The organism is Pedobacter paludis (genome assembly GCF_003173575.1).
Taxonomy (GTDB): Bacteria; Bacteroidota; Bacteroidia; order Sphingobacteriales; family Sphingobacteriaceae; genus Pedobacter; species Pedobacter paludis.
This window is the reverse complement of record NZ_QGNY01000003.1, coordinates 387552-402803: the sequence shown is the minus strand read 5'-3', so window position 1 is coordinate 402803 and position 15252 is coordinate 387552. Positions and strand designations below refer to the sequence as shown.

Here is a 15252-nt window from a genome sequence, read left to right as displayed (position 1 = left end):
CAATAGTTAGTGTTTATTTTTAATACCGTAAAAACACCTTTTTAATTAAGGCAATTTGCGCTGTACTTTAATTAAGCTAGCTGTTACTTTTGATTTGTAATCTGAGGCACATCTACCTATGGGTTACATAAAATAATTGTCTATCCTATTATAAAAATATTGAGAAGTGATTCGTTATGGTGAATTCTTTACATCCAAAATCGTTAAAAGAGATGCACAATATTTTCGCTGGCGATAGTCAAAATTCTATAAGTGAGCGAGAGGTAGAAATTGTAAAGCTTCTATCGCTTGGTTACAATAGTAAAGAAATTGGTGAAATGCTTTTTATAAGTGAACATACCGTAAATACCCACCGTAGAAATATGGTGAAAAGGCTAGATCTTAAAAATTCGTATCAATTAATTGTTTGGGCATTTAAAAAGAGAGTATTGTCCTTCTAAAAAATATTAGTATTTAACGTCTCTATCTCTCAACCGCAATAAAGCCTGCCACTATCTAATGGCAGGCTTTTGTTTTTAAATGATATGGTTTATGGTCTTGCGGGTTGTGGTGTCGGCAATTCCTTTCTTGGGATTTGTGCTTCGCGTTGCGATGTATTGTAAACAAAAGATGCAATTATTGTAGCAGCTTGTTTTAAATCATCTTCCACCAACCTATCATAAGTATCCATATTGCTGTGGTGCGTACGTGTATTGTAATCTGCAGGATCTTGAATAAACTGGAAGCCTGGAATGCCAACAGCATCAAAAGCTTGGTGATCGGTGCCTCCTGTATTGTTTATGGTAATTGTTGCGGCACCTAAATCATTAAATGGCGTTAACCAGCTCTGGAAAATCGGACCTGCTGCTTCATTGCCCTGCAAATAAACCCCACGAATTTTTCCTGTTCCATTATCCAGATTATAGTAAGCCGATATTTTTTTCTGATCTGGTGTTAGCACCATCGTTTTAGGATCTCCAAAATGTTTTGCAACATAACCTCGAGACCCAAATAAACCTTGTTCTTCTGAACTCCAAAGCGCAATGCGGATGGTGCGTTTTGGTTTAAAATCTATAGCTTTCAAAATTCTCATGGCTTCCATCATAACAGTAGAACCAGCGGCGTTATCTGTAGCCCCTGTTGCTGCATGCCACGAATCGAAGTGACCACCTATCATCACCACTTCATCCTTCAATTTTTTGTCTGTTCCTGGAATTTCAGCAATAACATTGTAACCTTGTGGATCTTGGTCATAAAATGATGTCTTAATATCGGCTTCCACTTCTACGGTTTTTCCCGCACGAAGTAAACGTTGAATGTGCAAAAAGTCTTCGGCAGAAACTTCTAATTCTGGTGATACGGGCTTGGCATCCATTGCATAAGAGGCACCATTGCTGGTGAAGAAAGTTCCCTGTCCGCCACGTGCGTACGTTAAAATTAAGCCCACTTTTTCTTCTACTAACATTGCACTAATCGCAGCTCTAACCTCACGCATTTTCATCATCTGCGCCATTCTATCTGCCATTGGTCCGCCGGCTGGGCGTTGCCTTCCAGGTGCCCCAGGTTTTGCGGCTGCCATTTGAGCTAAGCTTGTATCGGCATAACGAGAAAAATCTGGTTTTACGCCACTAGTAAGAGGTGTGCCTTGATCTAACATAATTATTTTGCCAGCTAATTTTCCTTTGTATTTGGTCAAGTCAGAAACACTATCTGCTTTAATTAAAATTACATCAGATTTAATTGGTCCGTTTGTTCCCGGTGTCCATGCTTTGGGCGAAGCAATAATGGCATGATAGTATGGAAGTGTGGTTGCCGCATAATATTTATCTATTTGCCAGCCTTTTCCAAAAGTCCCCCAAGCTTCTAAATGTGCATTTTTTAATCCCCAATCTGTAAGTTGTTTAACAGCCCAATCTTGTGCTCTCTTTAGTCCTGGAGAGTTTGATAAGCGTGGGCCTGTAACATCAGTTAAGTTAAAAGCAATGTTCATTGCTTTGGAATTTTCCAATCCTTCTTTTCTGATTTTTTGTACCACCGAAGCATCGGGCGTATCTTGTGCGTAAGCAGAAAGGCAGAAGCTGATAGCCAATGCAGTTATTGTAAATCTTTTAATCATATTCTTAGTTGTAAGTTGGTTTGATTTTATCTAAAAATACGGTTTAACTTGTTTTAAAAACGTTTACAATGAGATTTTTACAATGAAGCTTTTTTGCATTTATTTTTGTGGTTAGCCGGAAACGCAATGAGTTTATTGCACAGCCTTTTGTTAAATAAACCTTATTGAAACGGAAAGCCCGCAATCCATTTTTTATGGAGCGGACTTACAGTGTAAAGAAGGACTAACTTTAAAATGAAATGCAGGTATTGCTTTTCTAACAATAGATGAAGGTTATTTTATACTTTTTTTGGTTACAATGAAATAGCCAATAATGAATAGTACTAAAGCGTAAACTAAACTGGTATAAATTTCTTGCGTAAAAATTGGAAAATCTGCCGGATTTGTTAATTTTTTAGCAGATGCACTGCTGTTTAAAACCAGTGAGGGGTGGCTGTAAGGAATTAGATAAGCGTATTTCCAACCTACATTTCCGGTGATAATACCCATTATGGTGCCGATGAAACCGATTCCCATTGGTTTTAAAAAATCGCCCCAAAGCAAGCTTAATATAAACTGAATGGATAAAATTCCTAATGAGGCAAGAAAAAGCTTGGAATAAAATTTAACAAGAATTAATGATGGATCGTATTGGTTAAAATTATACTTGGGTACCAAAACCTGAAGCAAATGGCCAAAGGCAAATGTTAACGCTGCGAATAGAAAAAGACAGATGAAGATTAAAATTACCGCATACAGATACTTTGCCGCATAGATAGAAAATTTGTTTAATGGCTGTGCAAAAAGGGTTTTCCAGGTGTCGTTTTTGTGCTCGATGTTGTTAACCGAAAAGGCCATAAAAATTACATAAAATGGCAAAATTAAAACACCCATAACGCCAAGCGCTGCGCCAAGGTAGCGGAACCACAACATAATTGGTGGATAATGCATGTTTAGCACTTTATCTGAACCCGAATAAAAGCCAAATGCAACTAACGAGCAAATAACAAAAGGTAATATGATGGCTGCCCAAAAAGCAAGAGTTTTTCTTGATTTGTAAAATTCGGATACTAGAGAAATGTATAAGGAGCGCATTTTAGTTGTTTTTTGTAATGTCTAAGAATAGGTTTTCTAGATCTTTTTTCTGTAGATACAGACTGCTAACAGTAAAGCCGTTCTGTACTAATAATGTATTTAAAGCACCGCTATCTTGCGGAGAGGTAAAGGGAACAGTTATCTTTTTATCTGTTGTTTCTAAAATTTCATAACCTGCCTGTGTTAAAAAAGCAGTTGCATTGCTTATGTTGTTCACTTCGATTTCTAGCATGGGTTTGCTTAATAAATGAAGTTCGTTTATGGTGCCCTGAAATAACAACTTGCCTTTATTTATTATACCAACATGGGTAGCTGTTCGTTCTATTTCGGCTAGTAAATGGCTGGAAACCAGAATGGTTTTTTTGTGTTTTGTTGCAAGCTCGATCATTAGATTTCGAACCTCGATAATCCCATTTGGATCTAAACCATTGGTGGGTTCATCTAAGAGCAACAATTCGGGATCTGAAACCAGCGCCAGCGCAATGCCCAAACGTTGTTTCATACCCAGAGAATATTTTGTGGATTTTTTGTTCGCCGCTTCTGTTAAGCCGACTAAAGCTAACATTTCGTCAGCTTTAGTTTTTTTGATGCCCAATAAAAGGCAGCGATTTATTAAGTTTTCTTTACCGGTTAGGTGCCCATAAATAGCAGGTTGTTCTACCAGTGCACCAACTCTTTTTAGGGTTGCAATACGATTGTGGTTAATTTCCTTTCCAAAAATAAAAACCTGATCGGCCGGTGATTTTAGCAGATTAAGCAATATTTTTATTGTGGTGGTTTTACCTGCCCCATTCGGACCTAAAAAGCCATAAATACTGCCTTTTGGTACCTGAAGCGATAAATCTTTTACAATGGCCTGATTGCCAAAGTTGAAGTTTAATCCAACGGTTTCGATTGCGTAATTACCCATTGTTCTTATTTGAAAATGGCTTTAACAATTGAAGTAGATGTTTTAGCTGGTTTTACAACTATTTCGCCGTTATCATTTTGATTGGTATTAACGGTAAGCGTTAATATGATCATCATAAATACTGGTAATAATAAAAGTAAAAATGGAGAGGTGTTTGCTAACTTTTTCATGGTTGTTTCGTTTTGATGATTCAAAGGAACTGAAGAAAAAGTTGCTGCTAAAATCTATTATACCAAGTGTCTAAGATTCTAGATAAACAGCCATTTTTGGCGTTCGTCGATAAATTTTGCCTATTGGGCCGTTGGTAGAAAAAAAATGCCCGTTGGTAGATTGTGTTATTTAATGCATAAAAGTTTATTTATTTTGGATGCATTAAACGATGGCCTTGCATAATTGGCAATCACAAGTATATATTATGAAGAAAAGTAAAGGTCCATTAATACTACATACCATTTTTTGGGTGGTGATATTGTTATTTATCGCAGCTGCAGTTTTCTTTGAAAAGGGCAAGCATACACTTAAAGATTATTTCCTGTCTTTTGGAGTACTGGGTATGATAAATGTATCGTTGTTTTATATCAATTATATTTTTTTAATTCCGAGTTTGATTAAGAGAAGAAAAAAATATTGGTTATTTATAATCTCATTTTTCTTGCTCATTATTGGTGGTATGCTAATTAAAACGGTTATCGCTGTCCTTAATCCAGCAGAACTATTAACCTATACCATGAACGGGAAAGAGCATGAATTTACGGTTAATCAATTTGCAATTAACAGCGTATTTTCGGCAGGTTTTTTCTTAATATGCAGTTGCATTATAAAATTCACGATCGATTGGTTTTCTAACGAACGTATCCAGCGCAATTTAGAAAGTGAGCGTAGAGAAATGGAACTGCAGTTTTTAAAGTCGCAGTTAAACCCACACTTTTTATTTAACTCGTTAAATAATATTTATTCTTTGGCTTATCAGAAATCAGATAAAACAGCTGATGCCATTATGAAGCTTTCGGAAATTATGCGTTACATGATTTATGAAAGCAATACACCAACTGTTGCATTAAGCAAGGAAGTGGATTATTTAACAAACTACATAGAGTTGCAAAAGATAAGATTTAAGGATGGGGCTTTTATTGAGCTCAGCTTAAATGGCGAAATCGATAATCAGAAAATTGTTCCGTTGATGCTGATTTCGTTTGTTGAGAATGCTTTTAAGCATGGTGTTGTTAATGATCCTGCAGAACCAGTTAAAATAAATATTATTGCGAATCAGAAAATTTTGCATTTTAGCGTAATCAATAAAAAAAGCCAGCATAATAAAGATGCACAGGGTGGAGTTGGTTTAACCAATGTAGAACGCAGATTACAGCTAGTTTATCCAGATAGATATAAATTAAATGTTGTAAATTCGGCTACTCATTACACTTGTGAACTGATGATTGATATATAATTCGCGAACCAAGAAAATCGGATTATAATCTAAAACTTAAAAAATTAATAGCTACCAAAATGAACCTAAACTGTATTGTTGTTGATGATGAACCTTTAGCGCTTGATATTTTAGAGGATTATATTTCTAAAGTTCCGTTTTTAACAATGGTTAAGCGTTGCGAAAATCCAATTGAAGCTTTACAGATTGTTCAGGCAGGTGGAATTGATTTGGTGTTTCTTGATATCCAAATGCCAGAGTTAACGGGGATCCAGTTTTTAAAAATTGCCGGTAACAAATGCCACTATATTTTAACTACTGCTTATCCACAGTATGCTTTGGAAAGTTATGATTTAAACGTTTCTGATTATCTATTAAAACCAATTGCCTTCGATCGTTTTTATAAAGCAGTAGAGAAAGTTCACAATCAGGTTAAGCCGGTTGAAACTCCGGCTAGTGTAGCCCAACCGATTGTTACGCCTGCGGCTTTTTCTAGTCCGCCAAACCCCGTTCAGGATTTTATTTTTGTAAAAACGGAGCATAAAATCCAAAAAATCTATCTCCATGATATTCTCTTTATCGAAGGTTTAAAAGATTACATTTCGATTTTTACCAAAGATGAAAGGGTAATTACTTTGCAGAGTATGAAAAAAATGGAAGAAGCTCTACCACCAAGCCAGTTTATTCGCGTACATAAATCTTACATTGTGGCCATCGATAAAATTGAAAGTATAGAGCGCAGTAGGATAACCATAAACAAGAAAATTATACCTGTTGGCGATACTTACCGCGATGAATTCTTCAAGGTTATCGGCAATAAAAATATTTAATAAAAGATATTGGATTAATTTGTAGGGAGAGGCTTAACGGTGTATCCCTTTTCTTTTAGCAAAGTAATTAAGCTCCATTTATCAACCAGATGGCCAACTCCAACAGCAATAAAGGCGCTTTCATTTTTAATCATTTCGGGCAGTTCCGCAACCCAAATTTGATTTCTGTTTTTAATTAAGCGTTCAAATTCCTCTTCTGTGTAGCCATCTTTTTTTGCGAAAAGATTTTTAATGGCCTCAAGGTTTTGATGAATATAAAACTGATATAAGTCTTCGCCCTGTTTTTTATATTTTTCTTTATTTTTTATGTTATCGAGCAATTGCTCTTTCTGTCTTTCTAATGTTCCTCCGAAAAGTGTTTTTCCTTGATCTTCAATGGTTTCTAATCCCAGTATTTTCTTTTTATGGGCTGTAGCATAATCTTGAAAGTAAATATCGAGGGCAGGATTGTCCTTGCCAATTGTTTTGGGTGCAGTAAACTGTAAAATCATCATTTGCACTGCAGCAGGATTCATTCCATTCAAAAATTTCAAATCGTAACCCGAAATTTCCTGTAAATAATTTGCAACCACACTGTATTCTTCTCCAGTTAAAATCTTATTTAGCGTGGTATCTTTTAACTGCATAAAAGGCATAAGTTTTTGTGGCAATAGGCTATCGTTTAGCAAAAGTTCGCCAATAACAATGTCGCTACTGGCTAGTTTGGCGTTAACATTTTTCATGCTATCCAGAAATGCCTTGCCCGCAAAATGATAGGTGCCAAATAAATAGGATGGCTTTTTTAAGCCGTTACCAGATATTTCCCAGAGCAGGGTATTTGTTTTGAGCGATTTCTGTGCCTGCGCACCTAACCCAACATATAAGAAAAGGATTAAAATGTATTTAAAGTGTTTCATTTTCTTGATTTAATACCTTTCTGATTTCTGATTCTACTTCTAAAGTAATATCATTTGCATTTTTCTCTGTAGGCTCAATCGGTTTTAAAACCGTCCACTTAAGTGCGTGTCCTGTTGTTAGGGGAAACATACCATAACGTACAATTTTCCAAGAGTTTTCTATGGCAATCGGAACAATCAAAGCATTTGGAGCTGTTTTTAAGAGCGTAGCAATTCCTCCAAACTGGAAGGTTTTTAGCTGGCCATCTTTTGCTCTGGTACCTTCGGGAAAGATAACCGTGCTCCAGTTGTTGTCTTTCATCCTTCTGCCCAATTTTATAATTTCAGAAATGGCCTGTTTATTATCTTTTCTATTGATGTTTGCCCCACCGCCTAATCTCAAGTTAATCGAGATTGATGGAATACCTTTGGTAAGCTCTATTTTAGAAATAAATTTAGCATGATGTTTTCTTAAAAACCAAATTAATGACGGAATGTCGTACATACTTTGGTGGTTGGCCGCAAAAATAATTGGCCTATCGGTTGGTAAGTCGTATTCGTTTTTAAAATTGATGGAGTTAAACAAAAAAATCTGGCAATAGGTTAAGAAAAAGTTTAAAATATCTACCGAAACTTTATGGGCTTTGTAACCGAAAAGCTTAAAGCACATCCATTGTATAGGATGAAAGATACAAAGTGATAAGCCAAAGAAAATATAAAAAACAGGACTTAAAATATATCCAAAAAATTTGCTCATTGAATTGGTTTAATGGTTGAAAACCAAAGATAGGAATTATGCTGATTTTTATATTAAAGTACTATTCAAGTGGTTTGAAAATAAAGTGCTTGTCATAATCAATCTCGAATGCCTTTAAAAATTCTTCATACTCATCTAAAAATGTTTTTTTCTTATGATGATTTTCTTGGTCTTGAATATATTTTATAACATTATTTACATGGCTTTTTGAATAGGAAAACGCTCCATATCCTTCTTGCCATGAAAATTTCTGCTTATTAAAACCTTGCTCATTTACCCATTTTGAGCTTTCTGTTTTTACATTCTGGATTAAACTTGAAACGGATTGGTGGGGACGCATTCCAATAAATATATGAATGTGATCTGGCATGCAATTTATTTGCAATACCTTATGATTATTGTTTTGGAAAATCCCTGTAATGTATTGCAATAATCTATCTTTCCATTCTTTGGAAATTAATGATTCTCTATATTTTACGGCAAAGACAAACTGAATATGGAGTTGTGTGTAGGTATTTGGCATAAATAATTTTTTAATTAATGTAACTAAATACATCATGCATTCCTAATGGAACGATATTTCTACCCAGCAAATGTTCCTAACGGAACATCCGGCTAAATGCATAAACAAAAAATAAAACGGAATTGATCTGATATTATGATCGCTAAAAATCAAACGTTCCTATTGGAACGAAGAGATTCTCTCCAAATTATTTTCTACCCAGCAAATGTTCCTAACAGAACATTAGGCTAAATGCATTAACAAAAAATAAAACGGAATGATCTGATATTATGAGCGCTAAAAATCAAACGTTCCTATTGGAACGAAAAGATTCTCTCCACATTATTTTCTACCCAGCAAATATTCCTAACAGAACATTAGGCTAAATGCATTAACAAAAAATGAAACAGGATTAACCTGATATTATGATCGCTAAAATATCAAATGTTTTAACGGAAGGATTTAATTCTATTTGCTATTTCTACCCGGAAATCGTTTAATTCTATTTAGCTAAATATAAAAACATTCCTATTGGAACAAATTCCAATTTTGAATTCATTAATCACAAGGTTTTGAATGTCCCATCGGGACATTTGCTGGGTAGAAATAATGTAATCAATTTTTTTTGTTCCGTAGGAACATTTGATTCTCTGTTATAATTATAAAAGGTACTGCATAATTATCTATAATAGCTAATAAATGAGGGTTGATCCTATATCTGATATTATGATCACTAAAATATCAAATGTTCCAAACGGAACATCAGACTAAATGCATAAAAAAAATAAAACGGGATTGATCTGATATTATGATCGCTAAAAACCAAACGTTCTTATTGGAACAAATTCCAATTTTTGGAATTCATTAATCACAAGGTTTTGAATGTCCCATCGGGACATTTGCTGGGTTAGAAATAATGTAATCAATTTTTTTTGTTCCGTAGGAACATTTGATTATTCAAATTATTAAACCAGTTTTTCGGCAATCATCAGCTTTGCTTTTAATATTGCGGCAACGCTCATAGAATCTGTAATCTCTCCCTTCAAAACCATTTCATAAGCCTCTTCAAAAGGGACTTTTTTAACAATTAACTCCTCCGTTTCTTCTGGCATCGCAATACCTTGAATTAAATCTGTTGCGATGTAAATAATCGATAATTCATCACTAACAGAGTTGGAAAGATGCATACGCTGAATCTCCTTCCAGTTTTTAGCGCTCATTCCTGTCTCCTCCAAAAGCTCTCTTCGGGCACTTTCTAATGGTTCTTCATTTAATGGACCACCGCCTTCAGGAATTTCCCAGCTGTAAGCATCTAAAGCGTATCGGTATTGGCCAACCAACCAGGTATTATGATTTTCGTCCAATGGTAAAATGCCTATAGCATAGTTTTTAAAATGGACTACACCATAAATCCCTTTGCCACCAGACGGATTAATTACCTGATGTTCGGTAAGTTTAATCCAATTGTTATCGTATTTGATTTCGCTCTCTAAAGTTTTCCAGGGATTTGTTTCTTCCATATTGCAAAGTAAGTAATAATGCTTTAGAATACTATTTTCAGTTTGATTAGTGATTCTTGAGAACGATGGTATAAGCACCGTGTCCGTCATTGCGAGGCACGAAGCAATCTATTTAAGCAAAAGAGATTGCTTCAGCTCGCTCAAGTCCGGCTTCGCTACATAGTAGCCCCTTTGGGGCAATGACGATCGATCTATAAAAATGCTAATAGCGATTGTAAAATCAAGTTTTAACTATCGAACTCAGATTGCTATTGTGCTTTAACCGGAGGCGGAGGAATTTTGTTAACCGTTATTTTGGTAAAACGATAATTTAAACTAAAGGTGAAGTTTTGCGTATTGTTGGTAGAAAAATTTTCCAGCCTAAAGTTTTGTCCTTCGTTGTAAAAAGTGTTGCTTCTATTTCCAAAAACATCGTTAATAGTAACCCTGAAATTTAATCGGTTGCCAAAAAACACTTTCCTTGCCGAAAAATTAGAAGTCATTGAGCCTTTGTTTCTTCCTTGAGCATTCGTGTTGTTTGCATAATTCAAGTTTGATTCAAATGCCGTTTTTAAAGGCAGTTGCATAGAAAGCCCAATGGCTGCCCTAAAGCTAAGTCCATCTCTATTTAAAGAACTGTTTAACTTCGATTTATAGTTGCTTTGAATGATACTGACATTGCTATTTGCAGATATTTTATTCGTTGGACGATAATTACCAACCAAGATTAATGCCAGGGAGTTGTTGGTTCCTACATTATCAAAAGTACTTTCAGATCTCGCTGAACTTGTTCCCGGAATTAAGGTTACCGTTCGGTAGCGTTCTATTACACCTTGACTTGTAGAATATGAAAGCCTTGGATTGAAAGACCATTTTTGTCCGAATACACCAAAATTAATTTCCATTTGATGTGTGTAAGCAGGCGATAAATTTGGATTTCCATAAGAAATATTTAAAGTATCTACGTTGTTTACCTGAGGATTTAGCGTGTTCTCCCGCGGTCGGTTAATGCGAATGTTATACGTTGCCCCAACACTATAGCGCTTTCTAAAAAATCGATTTAATGATAAATTTGGAAACAAACTTAAATAAGGTTTTACATGATAACTCTCTCCATTCGATAAGTCAAAGGCTACATCCGTAAGTTCTGCCCGGACACCGGTTTTTACACCCCAGCCAACATTTCGATAATTATAAGAAGCATAACCCGCCGCAATGTTTTCATTGTATAAAAACTGATTAGAAAGCTTAACATTAGTTATAAACTGCTGGGTGTTGAAATTAAAATTCTCGATCAACAAATCATTATCGTTTTTTCTGTAATTGTAAGCAAGCCCCATTTCTATCCGATCTCTTTTCTTAAAAACCGGTTTTTCGTAATCCAGATTTAACGTAATGCCGTCATTTCCAGTATCGTTGTTGTTTTGTTGTAGGGAAGGGGCAGAAGTACTGGGTTGCGCATAAGTGGTGCTGTAATCCCGGAAATCTAAATTATGGTTGTTATTTACCGTTGCACTGAGCGATAATTTACCACCGCTGGTATCAGTTTGCAAATCGTAATCAATATTGAATACAAAATTGTTGCTCTTTCCATTCCCAGTATTTAATTGATTTCTTAGGCGTTTTTCAATCAATTCTTCGCTTAAATAATGAAGATCGTTAGTTGAATTTGAAGTGGAGTTATTATTGTTGTAATTGGTAGAAAGTCTTAAGCTTTGTTTTGGAGAGATGGTCCAGTCGAAGCCCAGTCTAAAATTCCCGCCAGTATTGTTATTTTTAAAACCCCCATACTGATCGTAATAAAATGTTGTATCGGGAAAGAAGTTTTCTCGATAATTGTGGCTATTTCCTTTGCCAATGTTGTATCGGTAAGCGGCGCTTCCATTAACTGAATAGGATTTTCCCCGATAGGAAGCGTTAGCATTTGTATTTCCATTTCCCTGCAAACCGCCAGAGACACCAACATTGCCATTAAAGCCAACCTTGAAACCTTTCTTCATTACAATATTAATGATGCCTTCGCCATCACCACTGTATTTGGAGGGCGGATTGGTTAACACTTCAATTTTATCGATTGCATCGGAGGGAAGAACATTCAGTAAATCAGAAATATTCGAGGTCATATAATCAGATGGCTTTCCATCGATAAAAATTCTGGTATTCCTTTTACCGGCAATGGTCGCATTTCCATCAATATCAACCTGTACCAAAGGCACATTTTTCAATACGTCGGTTGCTGTACTTCCTTCGGCTAAAAGCGATGAGCCCACATTATAAGTAACGCCATCGGCACCAAATTCTATAGGTGGTTTCTGAACGGTAATGGTAACTTCCTGAAGGGAATTTTGATCGGAAGAAAGCTTTAATGAACCTAAGTTTTTGTCGTAATCTTTCTCGGTTAAAATAATTCCGTTTACAATTAAAGGCGCATAACCAACAAAACTTATTTTAATGTGATAGTTGCCCGGCTTCAAGTTTTTTATACTGAAACGGCCATCTTCATCAGTAGAAGATGTAATTAAAGGCTGTTCGGTTCCATCTACATAAACTGAGATTATAGCTGATGGAATAGACAAACCGCCAACCTCTTCAATAACGCGTCCGCTAATAACACCCTTTTCCGCAGCGATTAGCAAAAGGCTGTTGAGCAAAATTATTATTGTAAGACAAAGTTTAAGGAGAGGTTTTTTCAATATCTGATTAGTTAAAAATAGGCGCTTAAAAATAATTTTTTAGGCGCCTATTTCAATTAAAATGAACCTTCATCAGGTCTGTTATCTTGCTGGTCGTCTTTTTTCTGTTTTTTAACGTTATTAAATGTTGTTTTTCCGAAACGGTAAGAGAAGGTTAAATTTCCCATTGTGCCCTGCATCTGGCGTTGAAAATCTATGTAAGTAAAATTATCATCGGTTGTCATGCTCCATTTTCTTGTGTTAAAAATATCTCTAACATTAAAACTAAGCGAGGCTTTCTTGTTTGGAAAATCGTATTTGGCTCCTCCATCAATTCCGTACATTGCATTACGTTTTCCTTGTGCCATAACTTCTGGAGCTCTGTAATCGCCACGTAATTGCAACGATACATTTTTAACCACGGTTAAGTTTCCGGTTAAATTGGCATTCCAGCTAAAACCACTTCTATCGGCAATGTTATATCTGGCATCGCCATCAAATTTACTTTGGTACAAATTAACATTCGTGGTAAAATTCAGGGCTTTTATCAAATCAAAACGACCAATTAATTCCAAACCACTGTTAATCTGTTGGGTTAAGTTTTGAGGTGTTGATGTGATAATACCGGCAGAATTTGGCACACTTCTAACTCTTTGAATCACATCATTGGTTTGACGGAAATACAAACTCGAAGTTAAAGTTACCTTTTTCCAGTATTTGCTATAACCCAACTCAAAAGAGTGAACATCTTCTGGCAATAAGTTTGGATTACCCGCTCTATAATTTAATGGGTCTGAAACATCTAAAAATGGATTGGTATCCCATGGTCTGGGACGATTAACACGACGGGTATAACTCAATTGAACCTGCTGATCACCTTTAAGTTTTTGAGTTAAATATACACTTGGATAAAGTCTCTTATAATGTATTTGTCCGTTTGCAGGCGTCAATACATTATTTGTATAACCTTCTAAATAAGTATCTAATCGGGCATCTTCAGCTCTCAAACCAATTTGGTAGCCAAAGTCTTTAATCTGGTTTTGATAGTTTAAATACAGGGCATGTACCTGATCTTTACTGTCGAAATTGTTGATCAGTTTATTGTTCTGAACATAAACATTGGTGCTGGTTAAGATAGAATCGGCATATTGATCGTTATTTCCCAAACGGATCTGGCTGCGGTATCCCGCTTCAACTTTTCCTGCCTTACCTACCGGAAGGGAATAATCGGCCTGAATATTATAATTAGTATTGTCGCCAGTGTTAAAAGTACGCTGTAAACTTGGATTTAAGTTTACGCTTGAACCATTTAAGTTGGTTACATTGGTATTATACGTTTGATCATTATTGTTTGTTCCGTAAGAATAACCGAAGTTGAAAGTTAATTCTTCTTTAGGCTTGTTAAACTTCTGAACAAAATCTAAATTCAGATCATAACTATTTCCATCGCCAGTGTTTATGTTGTTTCTGTTGCTCAGTAAAACAGGACTTTGAGAACTGTTTAATTGTCTGATGTTAAGCAATTCGTTGCGGTCGTTTTCTCTTGAGTTAAAACTTCCGGATAAACTGATTACACTCTTTTCGGCTAGGTAATAATCTAATCCCGCTTTAGCATTATGGCCTTTATCTAACGAAGTTGAGGCTGTGTTCTGATTAGCGAAAGCCGTAGAACTGGTTGTGTTTTTATAGGTAATATCTTGGTAACCACCACCAACACGATTGCCATAACGATAACTGTAGTTTCCATAAAGGTTAACTTTGCTGTTTTGGAAACTTAGATTTGTATTGGCATTATAATTATCGCGGTTACCTGCAGTAAGCGCAACAGAACCATTAAAACCCAGTTTGGTGTTTTTCTTTAAAATAATATTTATAATTCCCGATTGGCCTTCAGCATCATATTTGGCCGATGGATTGGTAATTACCTCTACACTTTCAATTGAACTGGCTGGTATAGAAGCTAAAACCTGAGCAACATTTCCCCCTGCAATTAGCGATGGCTTACCATCAATTAAAACCTTTACACCAGTAGAACCACGTAAACTTACGTTGCCATCAATATCTGTAGAAACCGATGGTACGTTTTGAAGTAAATCTCCAGCAGAACCTCCTTCGCTTACCAAACTTTGATCTACTGAGAAAACTTTTTTGTCAATTCCCATCTGCATGGTTGCTTTTTGGGCGGTCACGGTTACTTCGCTTAGTACGTTTCCTTTAGCTGCATTCATTTTAATTTCGCCAAAATTTAATGTTCCAGTTGTTGCCGTAATCACCACGTTATCTCTAACCATGGTTTGGTAACCCACAAAGCTAATTTTAAAGGTAAATGCTCCAGCAGGCAGGTCTGCCATTACAAATGCACCGTTTAAATCGGTTTGAGCAATTTTAACGTTTGCTTTTGTAGTTTTGTTAATTAAAACTGCTGTTGCAAAAGGAATGGTTTCCTGTGTTTTCGCGTCTTTTAAAATTCCGGTAATTTTGGCCTTTCCGCCAGTTTGTGCAAATAAAGAAAAGGAAATACTTAAAAATAAAAGGGTAATTTGTATTGTTTTTGATTGTAATACTCTCATTAAAAAAAATAAATTTTATGTGTTTTGTTAAAGGGAGACAAA

The 15252-nt window shown here is 35.7% G+C and carries 13 protein-coding genes; 3 read left to right on the top strand and 10 right to left on the bottom strand.

Going from position 1 to position 15252, the window contains the following annotated elements; translation table 11 throughout:
- Positions 1-176: 176 nt before the first annotated feature.
- The gene (locus tag DF947_RS09890) at positions 177-440 is read left to right on the top strand and encodes a response regulator transcription factor (protein ID WP_109929529.1); all 264 of its coding nucleotides are present in this window, start codon (positions 177-179) and stop codon (positions 438-440) included.
- 89 nt (positions 441-529) lie between these two features.
- Here DF947_RS09890 and DF947_RS09885 read toward each other — a convergent pair whose 3' ends face one another.
- The 4 genes from DF947_RS09885 to DF947_RS22220 form a co-directional block, all read right to left on the bottom strand.
- Positions 530-2095 (bottom strand): M28 family metallopeptidase, encoded by a 1566-nt coding sequence (locus tag DF947_RS09885; protein ID WP_167398008.1) that lies wholly within the window; start codon positions 2093-2095, stop codon positions 530-532.
- A gap of 273 nt (positions 2096-2368) precedes the next feature.
- Complete coding sequence (locus DF947_RS09880; protein WP_109929528.1) at positions 2369-3169, bottom strand: ABC transporter permease; 801 nt, start codon at positions 3167-3169, stop codon at positions 2369-2371.
- Between the two features lies 1 nt (position 3170).
- Positions 3171-4079: an ABC transporter ATP-binding protein gene (locus tag DF947_RS09875; RefSeq protein WP_109929527.1), complete on the bottom strand. Its 909-nt coding sequence runs from the start codon at positions 4077-4079 to the stop codon at positions 3171-3173.
- Positions 4080-4084: 5 nt separating this feature from the next.
- Positions 4085-4249, bottom strand: coding sequence for a hypothetical protein (locus DF947_RS22220; protein ID WP_158526253.1), 165 nt, complete (start codon positions 4247-4249; stop codon positions 4085-4087).
- Positions 4250-4494: 245 nt separating this feature from the next.
- Between DF947_RS22220 and DF947_RS09870 the strand changes: the two genes are divergently transcribed.
- On the top strand, positions 4495-5526 hold the full coding sequence (locus tag DF947_RS09870) for a sensor histidine kinase (RefSeq protein WP_109929782.1): 1032 nt from the start codon (positions 4495-4497) through the stop codon (positions 5524-5526).
- A 59-nt stretch (positions 5527-5585) separates the two neighbouring features.
- Positions 5586-6335: a LytR/AlgR family response regulator transcription factor gene (locus DF947_RS09865; protein ID WP_109929526.1), complete on the top strand. Its 750-nt coding sequence runs from the start codon at positions 5586-5588 to the stop codon at positions 6333-6335.
- 14 nt (positions 6336-6349) lie between these two features.
- On the opposite strand, the gene DF947_RS09860 is transcribed toward DF947_RS09865, so the two are convergent.
- From DF947_RS09860 to DF947_RS09835, 6 genes are all read right to left on the bottom strand, one after another.
- Positions 6350-7231 (bottom strand): TraB/GumN family protein, encoded by an 882-nt coding sequence (locus tag DF947_RS09860; protein WP_109929525.1) that lies wholly within the window; start codon positions 7229-7231, stop codon positions 6350-6352.
- Positions 7218-7967: a lysophospholipid acyltransferase family protein gene (locus DF947_RS09855; RefSeq protein ID WP_109929524.1), complete on the bottom strand. Its 750-nt coding sequence runs from the start codon at positions 7965-7967 to the stop codon at positions 7218-7220. Before DF947_RS09855 ends, DF947_RS09860 begins: the two co-directional genes overlap by 14 nt.
- Positions 7968-8028: 61 nt before the next feature.
- Entirely contained in the window at positions 8029-8490 is a 462-nt protein-coding gene (gene tnpA, locus DF947_RS09850) for an IS200/IS605 family transposase (protein WP_109929781.1), read from the bottom strand.
- 944 nt (positions 8491-9434) lie between these two features.
- Positions 9435-9989, bottom strand: a complete 555-nt coding sequence (locus DF947_RS09845) for an NUDIX domain-containing protein (protein WP_109929523.1) — start codon at positions 9987-9989, stop codon at positions 9435-9437.
- 248 nt (positions 9990-10237) lie between these two features.
- The gene (locus DF947_RS09840) at positions 10238-12619 is read right to left on the bottom strand and encodes an outer membrane beta-barrel protein (protein ID WP_240615361.1); all 2382 of its coding nucleotides are present in this window, start codon (positions 12617-12619) and stop codon (positions 10238-10240) included.
- 98 nt (positions 12620-12717) lie between these two features.
- Positions 12718-15210 (bottom strand): outer membrane beta-barrel family protein, encoded by a 2493-nt coding sequence (locus DF947_RS09835; RefSeq protein WP_109929521.1) that lies wholly within the window; start codon positions 15208-15210, stop codon positions 12718-12720.
- Positions 15211-15252 lie beyond the last annotated feature (42 nt).